Source organism: Aureivirga marina, assembly GCF_015767265.1.
GTDB lineage: Bacteria > Bacteroidota > Bacteroidia > Flavobacteriales > Flavobacteriaceae > Aureivirga > Aureivirga marina.
Window position 1 is genome coordinate 171,291 of the sequence record NZ_JADPIB010000005.1, and the last position, 15,554, is coordinate 186,844.

Annotated in this window: 16 protein-coding genes; 5 read left to right on the plus strand and 11 right to left on the minus strand. The window is 27.6% G+C overall.

Going from position 1 to position 15,554, the window contains the following annotated elements:
• Nucleotides 1–52: 52 nt before the first annotated feature.
• Nucleotides 53–475, minus strand: coding sequence for a S1 RNA-binding domain-containing protein (locus I1A51_RS11935; RefSeq protein WP_196894190.1), 423 nt, complete (start codon nucleotides 473–475; stop codon nucleotides 53–55).
• A gap of 4 nt (nucleotides 476–479) precedes the next feature.
• Nucleotides 480–2,150: a 2-succinyl-5-enolpyruvyl-6-hydroxy-3-cyclohexene-1-carboxylic-acid synthase gene (gene menD / locus I1A51_RS11940; RefSeq protein ID WP_196894191.1), complete on the minus strand. Its 1,671-nt coding sequence runs from the start codon at nucleotides 2,148–2,150 to the stop codon at nucleotides 480–482.
• 160 nt (nucleotides 2,151–2,310) lie between these two features.
• On the opposite strand from menD, the gene I1A51_RS11945 reads away from it, so the two are divergent.
• From I1A51_RS11945 to ung, 4 genes are all read left to right on the plus strand, one after another.
• Nucleotides 2,311–3,342, plus strand: coding sequence for a DHH family phosphoesterase (locus I1A51_RS11945; RefSeq protein WP_196894192.1), 1,032 nt, complete (start codon nucleotides 2,311–2,313; stop codon nucleotides 3,340–3,342).
• A complete protein-coding gene (gene gldI, locus I1A51_RS11950) occupies nucleotides 3,332–3,886 on the plus strand; it encodes a gliding motility-associated peptidyl-prolyl isomerase GldI (protein WP_196894193.1) in 555 nt (184 codons plus the stop codon). The genes I1A51_RS11945 and gldI overlap by 11 nt, the downstream gene beginning before the upstream one ends.
• Nucleotides 3,883–4,968, plus strand: a complete 1,086-nt coding sequence (locus I1A51_RS11955; protein WP_196894194.1) for a peptidylprolyl isomerase — start codon at nucleotides 3,883–3,885, stop codon at nucleotides 4,966–4,968. Before gldI ends, I1A51_RS11955 begins: the two co-directional genes overlap by 4 nt.
• Nucleotides 4,969–5,049: 81 nt before the next feature.
• Complete coding sequence (ung, locus tag I1A51_RS11960; RefSeq protein WP_196894196.1) at nucleotides 5,050–5,709, plus strand: uracil-DNA glycosylase; 660 nt, start codon at nucleotides 5,050–5,052, stop codon at nucleotides 5,707–5,709.
• A 61-nt stretch (nucleotides 5,710–5,770) separates the two neighbouring features.
• Here ung and I1A51_RS11965 read toward each other — a convergent pair whose 3' ends face one another.
• From I1A51_RS11965 to I1A51_RS11980, 4 genes are all read right to left on the minus strand, one after another.
• Complete coding sequence (locus I1A51_RS11965; RefSeq protein WP_196894198.1) at nucleotides 5,771–7,237, minus strand: aminotransferase class V-fold PLP-dependent enzyme; 1,467 nt, start codon at nucleotides 7,235–7,237, stop codon at nucleotides 5,771–5,773.
• Between the two features lie 15 nt (nucleotides 7,238–7,252).
• Nucleotides 7,253–8,095 (minus strand): hypothetical protein, encoded by an 843-nt coding sequence (locus tag I1A51_RS11970; RefSeq protein ID WP_196894200.1) that lies wholly within the window; start codon nucleotides 8,093–8,095, stop codon nucleotides 7,253–7,255.
• Nucleotides 8,096–8,598: 503 nt separating this feature from the next.
• A complete protein-coding gene (locus tag I1A51_RS11975) occupies nucleotides 8,599–9,330 on the minus strand; it encodes a LytR/AlgR family response regulator transcription factor (RefSeq protein ID WP_196894201.1) in 732 nt (243 codons plus the stop codon).
• Nucleotides 9,331–9,459: 129 nt separating this feature from the next.
• Entirely contained in the window at nucleotides 9,460–9,936 is a 477-nt protein-coding gene (locus I1A51_RS11980; protein ID WP_196894203.1) for a protease complex subunit PrcB family protein, read from the minus strand.
• A gap of 170 nt (nucleotides 9,937–10,106) precedes the next feature.
• Here I1A51_RS11980 and I1A51_RS11985 point away from each other — a divergent pair, with 170 nt between their 5' ends.
• Complete coding sequence (locus I1A51_RS11985; RefSeq protein ID WP_196894205.1) at nucleotides 10,107–10,664, plus strand: thioredoxin family protein; 558 nt, start codon at nucleotides 10,107–10,109, stop codon at nucleotides 10,662–10,664.
• 33 nt (nucleotides 10,665–10,697) lie between these two features.
• On the opposite strand, the gene I1A51_RS11990 is transcribed toward I1A51_RS11985, so the two are convergent.
• The 5 genes from I1A51_RS11990 to I1A51_RS12010 all read right to left on the minus strand — a co-directional run bounded on the left by I1A51_RS11990 (nucleotide 10,698) and on the right by I1A51_RS12010 (nucleotide 15,553).
• Complete coding sequence (locus I1A51_RS11990; protein WP_196894207.1) at nucleotides 10,698–10,952, minus strand: GIY-YIG nuclease family protein; 255 nt, start codon at nucleotides 10,950–10,952, stop codon at nucleotides 10,698–10,700.
• A gap of 332 nt (nucleotides 10,953–11,284) precedes the next feature.
• Nucleotides 11,285–11,989 (minus strand): hypothetical protein, encoded by a 705-nt coding sequence (locus I1A51_RS11995; RefSeq protein ID WP_196894210.1) that lies wholly within the window; start codon nucleotides 11,987–11,989, stop codon nucleotides 11,285–11,287.
• 230 nt (nucleotides 11,990–12,219) lie between these two features.
• Entirely contained in the window at nucleotides 12,220–12,849 is a 630-nt protein-coding gene (locus I1A51_RS12000) for a response regulator (RefSeq protein WP_196894212.1), read from the minus strand.
• Between the two features lie 3 nt (nucleotides 12,850–12,852).
• Entirely contained in the window at nucleotides 12,853–15,180 is a 2,328-nt protein-coding gene (locus I1A51_RS12005; RefSeq protein WP_196894214.1) for a tetratricopeptide repeat-containing sensor histidine kinase, read from the minus strand.
• Nucleotides 15,170–15,553: a hypothetical protein gene (locus I1A51_RS12010; RefSeq protein WP_196894216.1), complete on the minus strand. Its 384-nt coding sequence runs from the start codon at nucleotides 15,551–15,553 to the stop codon at nucleotides 15,170–15,172. The genes I1A51_RS12005 and I1A51_RS12010 overlap by 11 nt, the downstream gene beginning before the upstream one ends.
• Between the last annotated feature and the right edge of the window lies 1 nt (nucleotide 15,554).

A 15,554-nucleotide genomic window follows, 5' to 3' on the forward strand; every position in this document is an offset into this window, starting at 1 on the left:
AAAAAATGAGGTTCTTATTCATTTTTAAAAATAAAAACCTCATTATCAATATTTAAAGTAATTTTATTCCGTTTTCTGAAATAGAAATTTTCTTTAGTTTATAAAGTCCTCCAATAGCACTTTTAAAAGCTTTTTTACTCATTTTAAAATGGTATTTTATAGAATCCGGATCACTTTTATCATTACATTCCGAATATCCACCTTCTTCTTTTAGCTTTTGTAAAACTGCTTCCATATTTTGATCAATAGTTTTCTTAAACCCTTGTGGTTGCAGTGAAACATCTACTTTTCCATCTTCACGAACTTTCTTTACAAAACCTTCTAATTTCTGTCCTTCTCTTACTTTTTGGTAAACTTCATTTCTATAAAGCATCCCTTCATATTCCTCATTTACAAGCACATGAATTCCGATTTTTGTAAATCTTCCAATCACTATATCTACCTTGTCTCCTATTTTCAATTCGTTTTCTTCCATTTGTTTATAAATTTTTAAAATATGATTTTAATACTTTATCGTTTTCATCACTTGGAGTAAATATTTCCAAGATTTTTGGTTGTTCTGATTCTTTATAAAATTCTTGTAACTCAGTATTTAATTCTTTCAAACTTTTGGCTGTATGATATGAAAAATCATACATTTTTGCCAATTGTTCTGCGGTTAAATTATGAGGTGTTACAAAATAATCTTCTGCATTTGTTTGACTTGGTCCAGGAATAAATTTAAAAATTCCTCCACCTGCATTATTTATTAAAATAATACGGAAATTTCTCGGAATATTAGCATTCCACAATCCATTACTATCATAGAAAAAACTAACATCACCAGTGATAAAAATTGTTTGTTTTTCACTTGCATACGCTGCTCCAACTGCTGTTGAAGTGCTTCCCTCAATTCCGCTCGTTCCTCGATTACAATAAAAATGCAAAGTTTTATTGACATCAAAAAGTTGCGTGTAACGAATTACAGAACTATTGCTCAATTGTACATTTAAATTATCAGGAATTGTTTCTAAAATCGCTTCAAAAACTTTCATATCTGAGAAAGGAATAGAATTCATATAAATTTCATGATTTTCCTTTCTTTTATCTTTAATAGAAAGCCATTTTTCTTGATAATCACTTTTTGCATCTTCTGTTAAAAAGAAAAATTGACTAAAAAAGTTTGTTGGTGAAATTTCAAAATGATTTGTCAAACAATGAAATGTATTTGGTGCATTTTTTCTAGAAATATGCCAATGTTCTAGAGGTTTATGTTTTCTTAAAAATTGCTTTACTTTTTTAGAAACCACCATTCCGCCAAAACTCAATAAAATTTCTGGAGCTAAATCTTCTAATTCTGCTTCTTTTAAAGGAGCGATTAATTTATCAATACTATTAATAAATTTAGAATTTGGAATATTTGAAGTTGTTTCTGTAAAAACCAATACAGATGGATCTTTAATCATTTTTTCCATCTGAATAGAAAGTAATTCAGAAGGTTCATTTTGTCCAATTAAAACAATTTTCTTTTTTGCTTTATTCCATTTTTGAGCAAATTTATCCAAATATGAAACCTCAAGATATAATTCATCTTCCAGACTTTTTTGATAAATTTCATCTGAAGATTCCACATAATTAAAATCTGAAATTGTTTCATATAAAGGTTCATCCATTGGAACATTTATATGAACAGGACCTTTTTTATCTAAAGCAGTTTGTAAAGCTTTCTCTAATAAAACCTTGTTTGTTGTAGGTTCTTTTTCGATTAAATTTGCACTAAAAAGAATATGTTTTTCTAATACATTTTCTTGTCGAATTGTTTGTCCATCTGCAATATCAATTAAATGTTTTGGTCTATCAGCAGAAATTACAACTAAAGGTATATTATTATAATAAGCCTCAGCAACAGCTGGATAATAATTTAATAAAGCAGAACCTGAAGTACAAACAATTGCGACAGGTCTTTTATTTTGTTGTGAAATTCCTAATGCAAAAAAAGATGCACAACGTTCATCAACAACACTTAAAGTCTCTATTTTAGGATGATTTGAAAATCCGATTGTTAAAGCTGCATTTCTTGACCCTGGAGAAATTACAGCTGTTTGGATTCCATATTTTTCACAAGATAGCACGACATCTTGTGCTATTTTCTTCTTAGGAAATTCTTGCATGTATTCAAGTTATTTTACCAAGACAAAGGTACATTTTATAAATCTTATAGATAAAGGATATCTGAATAATATTTATTTTTAAGAAAAAGCTAATTTCCATACTGTAGAAGAACAGTCATATGCATTCTCTTTTAAATTTTTAATTGTATATTCGCAACTTATGACAAATACAGACCTAGAAGATTTAAAAAAGATACTATCTACGCCAAAAAATATTGTGATAGTACCTCATAAAAACCCTGATGGAGATGCGATGGGAGCTAGTTTAGCTATGAAGTTATTTTTAGATAAAAAAAATCATAGAACAACGATAGTTACTCCTAATGATTATCCTGAATTTTTGAAATGGTTACCAAACTCACATAAATCATACAAATTTGATTTACAGAATAGACAATCAAAAAGAGCAATAAATAATGCGGATTTGATATTCTTATTAGATTTTAATGCACTTCATCGTGTTGGAGACGATATGGAGAAAACATTAGAAAAATTTGAGGGAGATTTCGTGATGATTGATCATCACCAACAACCAGATGATTTGACAAGATTTATTTATTCAGATACAGAAATGTGTTCTACTTGTCAGATGGTGTATCATTTTATTGAAATGATGGGGGATAAAAATCTTTTAGATAAGGATATTGCAACTTGTATTTATACTGGAATTATGACTGATACAGGTTCTTTCCGTTTCAGAAGTACAACAAGTACAACACATCGAGTTGTAGCAGATTTAATTGATTTAGGAGCTGATAATGCAAGAATTCATAATAATGTATACGATACAAATTCATATAATCGTTTACAATTATTAGGAGTCGCTCTGAACAATTTAAAAGTAGTTCCTGAATTTAAAACAGCTTATATTACTTTATCTCAAAAAGAGCTTGACAAACAAAGTTTTCAAAAAGGAGATACAGAAGGTTTTGTAAATTATGCTTTATCTTTAAAAGGAGTAATTTTTGCTGTAATTTTTATTGAAGATATTGAACAAGGAATTATAAAAATGTCTTTACGCTCTAAAGGAACTTTTTCTGTAAATGAGTTTGCTCGTGCACATTTTAGTGGTGGTGGACATACGAATGCTGCTGGAGGAAGATCCACAATTTCATTACAGGAAACTGTAGATAAATTTTTAAATTTATTACCTAATTATAAAGAAGAAATTTCAGAATCTTATGAGGATTAACCAATTAGTATTATTCACAATCTTAATTAGTTTATTTGCTTGTAACAAGAACGAACCAAGAAAACCAATTCAACGAAGAACTGCATCGTTTTTTAAAGAATCTATTGAAGAAAACAAAAGAACAAATGCTATCGAAGAAGAGGAAATTGAAAGAATTATCGCTTTAGATAGTCTTAAAAATTATGAATCTAGTCCTTTTGGTTTTTGGTTTACTTATGAAAATAAAGTAGAAAATCTTTCTGAAACTCCAAAATCTGAAGATGTTGTAGTTTTTAATTACGAAATTAAAAATCTATATGGAGAAATTATTTATTCAGCAGAAGAAATTGGAGATCAAAAACTAATTATAGATAAAAGAGATGCTATCCAAGGTTTAAACGAAGGATTAAAAATGATGCATGAAGGAGAAATCATCACATTTATCTTTCCTTCTTTTATGGCTTATGGTTTAAATCTTCAGAAAGAAGATGAACGAATTGGTCAAAAACAACCTCTTATTTATAAAGTAGAATTAAAATCGATAATTAAAAATAACCAAAAATGAGACTACTGAATTTAGTATACATTTTTTTTGCGGCGCTTTTTATTTCATGTGCTCCAGCAAAAAAATACAAAGATTTAGAAGATGGAATCTACGCAGATATCCAAACTAACAAAGGAGATATCCTTGTAAAATTAGAGTACAAAAAAGTTCCTGTTACTGTGGCAAACTTTATCACTTTAGCAGAAGGAATTAATTCTCACATTACTAGAGAAGAATTAAAAGGAAAACCTTATTATGATGGATTAAAATTCCATAGAGTAATTGCTGATTTCATGATTCAAGGAGGAGATCCTGATGGAACTGGAGCTGGTGGACCTGGGTATAAATTCATCGATGAATTCCCAACAGATGCAAATGGAGAATTATTATTAAGACATGATGGGCCTGGAGTTTTATCTATGGCTAATGCTGGGCCTGGAACAAATGGATCACAATTCTTCATTACACACAAAGAAACTCCTTGGTTAGATGGAAAACATACTGTTTTTGGAAAAGTAATCAAAGGACAAGATATTGTAAATTCTATTGCTAAAGATGATATTATCAATAAAGTTACAATCATCAGAGAAGGAAAAGAAGCTAAAAAATGGGATGCTGTAAAAGCTTATGATGAAGGACTTGAAAATGCTAAGAAAGAGCAAGAAGAAAAAGCTAAAAAATTCCAAGCTGAAATCAATAACGGTGAAGTTCAAGAATTAGAATCTGGATTAAAAATCGTTACACAAAGAAAAGGAAACGGAAAGAAATATACACCTGGAAACATAATGTATGTTACTTATACGGGATATTTAGAGAATGGAAAAATGTTTGATACTTCCAAGAAAAGAGGACAATCTTTCCCATTTAACCCAGAAGAAAGAAGAGTAATTCCAGGATGGTTAGAAGGAATTCCATTATTAGAAGAAGGATCAAAAGCATTTTTACACATTCCTTCTCATTTAGCTTATGGACCAAGAGGTGCAGGTGGTGTAATTCCTCCAAATGCTAACTTAATTTTCGAAATTGAAATTGATAGTATTAAACCTGTTTCTAAAGAAGTTATTGATGCTAAAAAATTAAAGCCAGCAAAAGTTGGAAAATAATTTTTTAAACAAATAAAATAATAAAATAGCTATTCATTTGAATGGCTATTTTTGTTTATACACGATTTAAAAATTGAATTTATGAAATTAAACCCTAAATGGAAAGAGCTTTTAACCGATGAACTTTCAAAACCTTATGTAAAAGAATTACAAAATTTTGTTTTACATGCCTATGAGACAACAACAATTTATCCACCAAAAGAACAAGTTTTTGCTGCTTTTGATTATTGTGCTTTTGATGATGTAAAAGTGGTAATTATTGGGCAAGATCCATATCATGGATATGATCAAGCTCACGGATTGTGTTTTTCTGTAAATGAAAATATTCCTATTCCACCTTCTTTAATAAATATTTACAAAGAGATTAATGAAGATTTAGGAAAAGAAACTCCAAATCATGGAAACTTGGAAAGATGGGCAAAGCAAGGAGTTTTATTATTAAATGCAACATTAACTGTAGAAGCTGGAAAAGCAGGTTCACACCAAAGAAAAGGTTGGGAAAAATTTACAGATGCAGTAATTCAAAAAATCGCCAATGAAAAAGAAGGTGTTGTTTTTATGCTTTGGGGAGGTTATGCAAAGAAAAAAGGAAGTAAAATTGATAAAACAAAACATTTAGTTTTAGAATCAGGTCATCCTTCACCTTTGAGTGCAAATAGAGGATTTTGGTTTGGAAATAAACATTTTAGCAAAGCGAATACTTATTTAAAAAAGATTGATAAAAAAGAAATTGATTGGTAAAAAAAATCTCAAGAGCTAAAATAAGTTCTTGAGATTTTTTTAATTTATATCTTTCTATGGATTAATTTGAAAACCAATTTTTTACAAGGTTTCTTTCATAATCTTTTCCTTCTTTATGGTTAAATTCATTATGAGAAGCATCGTATTCATAATCTTTAGCCCATTCTTTAAAATTTTCCGCTAATTCTTTTATTGCTTTACAAACATATTGAATTTCAGCATCTGTTGTTGTTGGGTGGATAGACATTCGAACCCAACCTGGTTTTTCTACTAAACAACCTTGATTAATTCTTTCTACAATTGCAGCAGAAGTTTGCTGGTCTACATGTAATAAGAAATGTCCATACGTTCCTGCACAAGAACAACCTCCTCGAGTTTGAATTCCGTATCTATCATTTAATAATTTTACAGCTAAATTAAAGTGTAAATCATCAATATAAAAAGAAAAAATTCCTAAACGTTCTTTAATATGTCCAGCAAGAATATTCAAGTTTGGAATTTGTTCTAATTGTTCGAAAACATAAGAATTGATTTCATTTTCTCTTTCCTCAATCTTTTCTGTTCCCATTTCCTCTTTTAATTTCATCGAAAGAGCAATTCGGATTGTTTGTAAGAAACCTGGTGTTCCACCATCTTCACGAGTTTCAATATCATCAAAATAATCATGATCTCCCCAAGGATTTGTATATGTTACTGTTCCTCCTCCTGGGCAATCAGGAATATTATTACTATATAATTTTTTATTAAAAATTAGAACTCCTGAAGTTCCAGGACCTCCTAAAAATTTATGAGGAGAAAAGAAAATTGCATCTAAATACGATTCATTATCAGGATGCATATCAATATTTACATAAGGAGCAGAACAAGCAAAATCAACAAAACAAAGCCCATCGTATTTGTGCATTACTTTTGCAACGCCATGGTAATCAGTTTTAATTCCCGTTACATTTGAACAAGCAGTAACAGAAGCGATCTTATTTTTCCTATCCTTATATTTTTGAACAACTTTTTCCAAGTTTTCCAAACAAATTAATCCTTGACTATCACATGGAATAATTTCTACATCTGCAATTGTTTCTAACCAAGTCGTTTGATTTGAATGATGCTCCATATGAGAAATAAAAATTACAGGTTTTATTTCATCTGGAATTGTAGTATAATCTTTAAATTGCTCTGGAATACGAAGACCTAAAATTCGTTGAAATTTATTTACAACACCAGTCATTCCAGTTCCAGCTGTAATTAAAGCATCATTTTTATCTGCGTTTACATGTTTTTTAATAATTTCTCTAGCTTCATGATAAGCCATTGTCATTAAAGAACCTGTAATAGAAGTTTCTGTATGTGTATTTGCAACAAAAGGCCCGAAATCATTTAGCATTTTTTCTTCAATCTCTTTGTACAATCGTCCACTTGCTGTCCAATCTGTATAAATAATTTTCTGTTCTCCATAGGGAGAAGTAAAAGTCTGATCAATTCCTACAATTTGATCTCTAAATTTACTAAAATACTGTTCTAATGATTTCATTTTATAGTTGGTTTATTAGTTGAAAACTCTAAATCGCGCTCCAAAAACGATTGTTTTTTCAAAGAAGAAGAAGTTTTGAGAAGCTTTATCAGAAGTACTATTCGTTGTACGAATATTTGGCATATCAATAAATCCACCTTTTAATTCTGATTGAATAAAGAACCATTTGAAGAATGTTAGATTAAGACCAACTTTAGCAGAAACTCCATAACCAGAAACGTGAAAATCATCATGACGTTCTTTTCCGATTAACGTTGTATTTGTTTTAGGATATAAGAAACCAACACCTAAACCTTCGGTTAAGTTTACTTCGAAGTTTTCTGTTGCAATTCCTAATAAATCATTAAAGTTATCAAATCTATTTACTTCTATATTTACATAATTCAAACCATCTGTATGTTCAAATTTCAGGAAATCTTCTGTTAGTAAAATATTTTCTCCATTATAAACTCCGTCAAATCTTGAACCTATATCAATTGTTCCGTCAATTTTCACTGTTTGATTCTGAGGCATTACATATTTCATGTGATCCACACCTAAAGAAATATTCCAATTATCTTGGAAAAAATATCCAATTCTAAAATTTGTTTGTGGAATTGTGATTCTTCCTGGGTGAAAATATGGATCCAAACCAAAAGCTGTAGGTCTATCATTTGCTTTTACATTTTGTAATGTAAAGTTATACCCATTTCCTTTGAATGTAATATCAGAATCAGAATATGTACTAACATTCCAACCCCAATAAAAGAACATTTTTCCTTTATTTCCTTTTTTCTCTAGAACTTCTGGAGCGTCTTCTTGCGAAAATGCGACCAAACTTACAAATAATAATCCTAGGGTTAAAACTAAATTTCTCACTATTTTATAATTAAATTAAACATTTACTAATTTTATTTTTTGGAATTTCTTCATTTTTTAATTTTGTACATTAGGATTTTCTCAACTTATACTTTATAATCCTGAGAATAAATTAATTAAGTGAAGTCAAAAATTTATCTCGTAATTGCACAAAAATTTTACAAATATATCAATATTTAAAAGGAATTTTTCAAACATTTTCACAATTAATTGATATTTAAATAAAACAAAATGAATTGGCAATATTACAGTAAATGAGGAAAAGAAAATATGATATTTGTTACTTTATTTCTTTTAATTTCTATTTTTTATTTAGGAAGTTTTAATGAGGGAATTCTGTTTATTTAAATATTGAAAAACAAAGCAAAACTGAGCTGCTTTGGGAAACAGCTCAATTGCCAAGTAAATGGAAATAAGTAATAATTACTTTTTTAATTAAAAATTACAAAGTCCACTAAATTGAAAACAAAGTCTAATTTTTATTGGGTGAAAAAGATAATAGTTTAGACAGCCTTTGCATACAGATTTCCAACACTAAAATATTCTTTTATACGATTGATATTTTTTTTATATGTTCTAGAAAATGGAACTCTTAAATCATTTTTCAACTTGATATAAGAATTTTTCAAATCTATTCTAGAAATATGATTGACATTAATTATATAACTATTATGAACTCGAATAAAGGAATTCATCGGTAACCTCTTCTCTACTTCTTTTAAAATAATATTTCCTACAATGGTCCTTTTATTTCCTAAAACAAAATCAGAAGTTTTGCCATCTGCCTTCACATAAGAAATCTCCTCTTTTTCTAAGAAATACAAATTGTGATATGATTTTACACTAATTAAAGAATCGTTCACAATATGATTTTCTTCAAACTTATTTAAAGCCTTTTTAAGATCTATAATTTTTAAAGGTCTTAATAAATAATCTTTTACATGAAGCTTAATTGCCTCATACGCATATTCTTTTGAACTAGAATACACAATAATTTCAGGTTTCTGAATATTATTAAAATGCTGAAGTTCTCTTATAAATTGAAACTTTTCAATACTTTCTGAATCTATATTGTAAAAAACAATCTGCGGATTTTTACTTAACATTAATTCTAAGAATTCATCATTAGATTGCGTTTTTCCTACACATAGATAATTAGAAAATAATTCCATCTTTGAAATAAGCTCATTTGAAGACTGTAAATTATCGTCTAAAATTAGATAAGAAAAGTTCATAGATTTCCGTTTTTTTAACATTATAAAAGTATCAAGAATTTTTCAATGAAAATTACGGTTTTACCGTAAACTTTAGACAAAAGAAAAGCCACTACATCTGTAGTGGCTTCAATACTTTCTTTATATTTTTTACTTTACTTCTTCTAGTTTAAAAATATTTCCTTTTTTTGGAACTTCAATAACTAAAATTGGAGTTGTAATAACCGTTGCACTCATTCCATCTGGAACAATTTCTTTATATTTTATAATTGTCTCTCCATTTTTATTTACGATATCTTTAATTTCAATTCCATAACCTGCGCTAGATCTCTTTCCCATTTCAAAAGCAAAAACTGCATTATTTTGAAAATCAATCGTAGGAATTGGAATTCCTGGTTTCATCGTACTATTAATACTTCCATAAATTCGATTTAAAGCTTCTTGAGAATTTACGCGATAATAATTTTTATTAAATAAATTACTTCCTGAACTTTCTAATATAGTTTTATAAGAAATTGTTTTCATTTGTTCTTTATTTGAATTAGAAACTGCTTTTTTAGTGCTATCACAAGAAATTGTAGCAGCTGCAAAATTGATTGCTAATGCGAATAGAATGTATTTTTTCATAATATATTTTGATTTAGAGCTCTGAAATTTATTAAAAATATAATAGTATTTCATTTGAAATTACTATTTAGTTTGCAAATTCCCAATATTTCTAAAATTGATAACAATATTCTATTTAAAAATTCGGAATTTTGTAACTTTATTAGTACTAATTTATAAAATCAAAAGACATGCCAGCAGTACAATCTGAAATGCTTCCTTTAGGAACAAAAGCTCCAAACTTTCATTTATTAGATACCGTTTCTGGAAAATATTTATCCCTGAAAGATGTCAAAGGAGAAAAAGGAACTTTTATAATGTTTATTTGTAATCACTGTCCTTATGTAATTCATATCATCAAAAAAGTAGTTTCCTTAGCAAATGAATATCAAACGCAAGGTATTTCTTTTGTTGCAATTTCTTCAAATGATGTAGCTACTTATCCAATGGATGGACCAGAGGAAATGACAAAAAATGCGAAAGAAAACGGATTTGGTTTTCCTTATTTATATGATAACACACAAAATGTTGCTAAAGAATATAAAGCAGTTTGTACACCTGATTTATTTTTCTTTGATGAAAATCTGGAATTGATTTATCGTGGACAATTTGATGATGCTAGACCTGGAAACGGAATTGCTGTTACAGGAAAAGATTTAGTTCATGCTTTTGAAGCTCATTTAAAAGGAGAAAAAATTTCAGAAAATCAAAATCCTAGTATTGGTTGTAGTATAAAATGGAAAAATTAATAAAAAAAGTCTCTATTAAGAGACTTTTTCTTTTTAATCAATTATTGTAGGTTTCTTCTTGTATACATATATATAGGTAGACTTATTGTTATAACCTCCTTTGCTATCTTTATCCAACATTCCCAAATCATGCAATTCAGTTTCTAAAGCCAAAGAATGTTTTACCGATTCTAAATCCCAAACTTTCCAATGTTTACATTTACGTTTATTCTTCGCCTCATGTTCTCTTTTCCTTCTTGGCCCATTATTCGTAATTCCTACATACCAACGTGTGTGATTGGTATACATAAACGAATTTTTACGTACCCATCTAAATATTTCTCTTCGCACTTTTCTTACTTTTCTAGAACTTTTTGATGATCGTCTAAACATAAATTATTAAAGGGGATTGATATTTTTTAATTACAATTATTGTTATTAATTATAATTTTAACTTCATATATAAGTTATAAATGTATTAAAAATAATATTCCAATACAACTTATATACCTATCTAAAAGATACGAAAAATGTAAATAATTAGGAATCAACTACTCTTTATAAAAAATATTTTTTTCTTTTTCATAAAAAAATCCACTAATCAATGATTAATGGATTTTAATCTTTTTATCAAGTAATTTTTAACTTAATTTAAATGTATATGTCGCAGAATATGGACTTCCTGAAACTCCCGGATTTAATTGAACAGTATATGTTCCAGCACTAAGTTTAACTGGAAAATTTGTAATACCAACATTATCACCACTATCGATATATTTAAAAGCTATTGGAGTTTTACCAAAGAATGGTCCTTCTCCCTCATATAATTTTAATAAATATCTACAAACTTGAGGATTTACTAAGTTTGGTACAGAATAATTAACAGGAATATTTGTATTTGTCGGATTTACTACAAAAATAGAAGAAGGTTGCACATTTTGAGCGGTTCCTTGCATTAAATTTACTTGAGCTCCTAATGATAATAAATCATCTTTTTGCAAAAATAATCCTATTGTAAAAAAACCTGTTTTTAAATTAATCCCAGGTTCTACAGTAATTTCTTTTGGAGCCCACTCTCCACCACTTGAAGTAGAAGTTAAATCTACTCTTCCAACAAATTCTTCAATATTATTTGGTAAACTTAAACCTTTCCAAATTGCAATAAATGCTCCATTACTATTTAAATTCGAACCTTTAACCGTTCTTTCTTCTAATTGAAGATTTGAAGAGTTTAAAATAATTACATTATTTAAAGCCGTAATTTCTGGTCTTGAAACTTGTGCTAAATCAAACAATTTAATTGAATTGATTTCTTCGATTTTTTGATCAACATGATTCGTATTCATAATATTAAATTTTAATGATTTTTACTTTAATTTTAATATTTCAGAATCTCATTCTATCATTTATACGTCTATAAACTTTTCTAGAAATCCTTATTGAAATTATCATTGAAAGTGCAAAACCTATCTTTTACATCTTTTCTAATAATTTGCTTTTGTAAAGTTCCTTATTAATCATTGAAATTTTATACCAAGTTATTTGTAATTAAAAACTACCTGAAAGTAGGTAATTTTCAAATCAAATCTCTTTCAATCGCATATCTTGTCAACAAAGCAATATTGTTTATTCCCAATTTTAAATAAATATTTTTACGATGCGATTCTACAGTTAGTGGACTTAAAAACAATTTTTCAGCAATTTCATTTGTATGTTTTCCATTTGCAATTAATGAAACTATTTCTTTCTCTCTTTTTGTCAAATCTATCTCCGAATTTTCTTTTTTCTTTTGTTGAAAACTATTCATCACAGTCTGTGTAATCCTAAAATCATAATAACTTTCTCCTTTCATTAGTTTTAAAATCGCTTGCAAAATAGTTTCTCGACTAGAATCTTTTAAAATATAACCATCTACTCCAACTTTCAGCATTTTTTTTACAGTTTTTTCATCTGTATATGTCGTTAAAATCAAAATTTTAAGTTTTGGAAATTCTTTCTTCAGGATTTTACTTGTTTCAATTCCATCTAAAATTGGCATCGTAATATCCATCAAAACAATATCAGGTTTTTTTTCGTTCAATTTCTCCAACAATTCTCTTCCATTAAAAGCAATATCAATAATCGAAAGTTTTTTTTCTTCTTTCAACATAATTTTTAAACCATTTAATACTATTTCATGATCATCTACAAGAAAAACTTTTATCATAACTTATATATTTAATGGAATAATTATCAAAATTGTCGTTCCAATTCCAATTGCAGAATTAATTTCTAAAGTTCCATGCAACATCGAAACTCTTTCTTTTATATTCTTTAACCCAATTCCTTTTCTTTCTTGATTTTTATGAAATCCAACGCCATTATCTTCTAACAACAAAGTAAAATTTTCTTCATCTTTTGTCAGTTGTAATGTCACTTCCGAAGCATTTGCATATTTTAAAATATTCGAAAATAATTCTTGAATAATTTTATATAAATGAACTTCCACCATCGTTTCCAATTTCAAATCTTCTGGAATACAGTGAAACATAATTTTAAACATTTGAATCCTTTCAATTTTTGCAATTAAATCTTTTAAAGCTGGTAAAAACTGAAAAGAAAAGCCTTCTCCAACTGCCATTTGATGTGAAATAGAGCGAACTTCTGAACAAGCATCTGCAATCAAAGAAGAAATTAAATTATATTGTTTTTCTAATTCTGGATTTTGAGCAGAACTTTTCGTCGCTTCATGCTGGTATTTTAAAGTCACCAAATAACTTCCTAAATTATCATGAATATCTTTCGCTATTTTTTTGCGTTCTTTCTCTTGTGTTTTTAAAACAGTTTCTAACGTTTCTATCTCTTGTTTTTGTAATAATTGATTAATTTTTAATTGATTTTTTTCTTTTGTATGAATTAAAATTCTTTTTTGTTTTTTTTGTTTTTGAATAAAGAAAAATAACATACTAATCAATAAAAGTAAGATTGCAAAACCACTCAAAATTGAAAATTTTAATTGATCTGATTTTAGTCGATTTTCCAAAGAAATCGTTTTATTTTTCTGATTTAAACTTAAAATTTCTTGCTGTTTTTGCTTTGCTTCATAAGCCTCTTCTAATTCTAATAATTTCTGGTTATTTTCAACATTAAAAAGCGAATCTTTTAAAGTTCCATATTTTTCATACCAAATAAGCGATTTTTTAAAATTATTCAGCTTTTCTTCTGTTTCATACAATCCAAACAAAGCATTTTTCTGTTCTTTTGATAATTTTAATTCTAAACTTAAATCATAACTTTTTTGATAAAATTGTAACGCTTTATGATATTGTTTTAACTGAAAATAATTCGCTCCAAATAAATTATTAATCACTGCTAAAGAATAATTGTCATCTAATTGAATTGCTTTTTTTTCGGCTAATTTTAAATAGAAAATTGCTTCTTTGTTATTTTCTAAATCTGTAAATGCAAATGCTTTATTTAATTCAATTAGCATTTCATTTTTGGGCAATTTTTTCTTGTATAAAAGTAAACTTGCTTTCTCTAATAAATCCAAACTTTTCTTCGGACGCTTAATATGAATTAAAGCAATAGCAGTATTTATATAGGTTTCTGAAAGCTTAATGGAATCTTTTATTTTCAAATAATACCCAGCACTTTTTTCATAATATTTTAAACTTTCAGCATATCTTTTTTGCTGTAAATATATAGAAGCAATATTATTATTGATTTTAGCTGTTCCTAAAAAATCTCTAGTTTTTTCCTTTATTTTCTCACTCTTCAAATAAAAATCAATTGCCTTTGCCCAATTTCCTTTATAATAAAAAACATTTCCTAAATTCAAAAAAGCTTTGCTTTCTCCTTTTAAATTCTGTTGTTTTTTTGAAGTCTCTAAACTTTTAAAATAAATTGCTTCTGCTTTTTCAAACTGATTTGTTTTTGCATAAATACTTCCTAATTTATTTAAAATCCTTATCTCTTTTTCAAAAGCATTATTTAAAACGACTATTTCCTTTGCTTTCTCTAAATTTAAGATCGATTTATCAATCTTTTTTTGCTTAAAATAAACAGAAGAAAGTGAAGAATAAAAATCGGATAATTTTATAGAATTTTTATCTTCAAACTCCGCTATTCCTTTTAAATAATAAGATTCTGAATCCGCATATTTCTTTTGATTATAAGCGAATTTCCCTCTAAATAAATAGTATTTTTTTAAGAATTCTTTGGAAGTAATTTCTGGAAGAATTTGTTCTGATTTAATAAAATATTCTTTCGCTTCACCATATTTTTTCAAACTTCTAAAAATTTCTGCAAGCTGAAGATTTACCAGAAATTTATCTTCTTTTGAAGTTTTTTCATTTACTTTTAAAAGCACTTTTTTAGCAAAAAATAAAGCGGAATCTTTTTTCTTTTCTTGGTATAATTTCCAACTCAAATGCAACTCTTTTTCCAAACTTTCTTCATTAGAAATATCAAGAGTTTGAGCATTCACAAAAACTCTTGATACAAGGAAGAAAATAATAAAATATAAACGGTAATATTTGAAAGGTTTAATCTTCATCTATCGCATCATCAAATTGAATAATTACCAAACCATCTGCTTCTGGACCTTTTTGTAAATATTTTTTATGAGCCATCACAAAAATGGCAGAATCTTGATTATCTTCTGGTCTGTCAATATCAATACTAATTTTTGATATCGCATTTCCTAAATTTAAATTATTTTCAAAATTTAATTTTACAACAGCTCCAACTAATTTATCATTAATAGTATCATTAACCTCATTTCCATTGGGGTTTACTTCATAATTAACATATGATGCATTAGTGGATTCAACTAAAATATCTAAACGATATTTTTCTGTGTTTTTATTAAACAATAATCTTACATAAGGTTTAATTGAATTACTGGAATTTGACATGTTTGTATTCATG

Excerpts from the sequence above, each read along its gene's own strand:
- I1A51_RS11935 (WP_196894190.1), bottom strand. The coding sequence starts at position 475 with ATGGAAGAAAACGAATTGAAAATAGGAGACAAGGTAGATATAGTGATT.
- menD (WP_196894191.1), bottom strand. The coding sequence starts at position 2,150 with ATGCAAGAATTTCCTAAGAAGAAAATAGCACAAGATGTCGTGCTATCT.
- I1A51_RS11945 (WP_196894192.1), top strand. The coding sequence starts at position 2,311 with ATGACAAATACAGACCTAGAAGATTTAAAAAAGATACTATCTACGCCA.
- gldI (WP_196894193.1), top strand. The coding sequence starts at position 3,332 with ATGAGGATTAACCAATTAGTATTATTCACAATCTTAATTAGTTTATTT.
- I1A51_RS11955 (WP_196894194.1), top strand. The coding sequence starts at position 3,883 with ATGAGACTACTGAATTTAGTATACATTTTTTTTGCGGCGCTTTTTATT.
- ung (WP_196894196.1), top strand. The coding sequence starts at position 5,050 with ATGAAATTAAACCCTAAATGGAAAGAGCTTTTAACCGATGAACTTTCA.
- I1A51_RS11965 (WP_196894198.1), bottom strand. The coding sequence starts at position 7,237 with ATGAAATCATTAGAACAGTATTTTAGTAAATTTAGAGATCAAATTGTA.
- I1A51_RS11975 (WP_196894201.1), bottom strand. The coding sequence starts at position 9,330 with ATGAACTTTTCTTATCTAATTTTAGACGATAATTTACAGTCTTCAAAT.
- I1A51_RS11980 (WP_196894203.1), bottom strand. The coding sequence starts at position 9,936 with ATGAAAAAATACATTCTATTCGCATTAGCAATCAATTTTGCAGCTGCT.
- I1A51_RS11985 (WP_196894205.1), top strand. The coding sequence starts at position 10,107 with ATGCCAGCAGTACAATCTGAAATGCTTCCTTTAGGAACAAAAGCTCCA.
- I1A51_RS11990 (WP_196894207.1), bottom strand. The coding sequence starts at position 10,952 with ATGTATACCAATCACACACGTTGGTATGTAGGAATTACGAATAATGGG.
- I1A51_RS11995 (WP_196894210.1), bottom strand. The coding sequence starts at position 11,989 with ATGAATACGAATCATGTTGATCAAAAAATCGAAGAAATCAATTCAATT.
- I1A51_RS12000 (WP_196894212.1), bottom strand. The coding sequence starts at position 12,849 with ATGATAAAAGTTTTTCTTGTAGATGATCATGAAATAGTATTAAATGGT.
- I1A51_RS12005 (WP_196894214.1), bottom strand. The coding sequence starts at position 15,180 with ATGAAGATTAAACCTTTCAAATATTACCGTTTATATTTTATTATTTTC.
- I1A51_RS12010 (WP_196894216.1), bottom strand. The coding sequence starts at position 15,553 with ATGAATACAAACATGTCAAATTCCAGTAATTCAATTAAACCTTATGTA.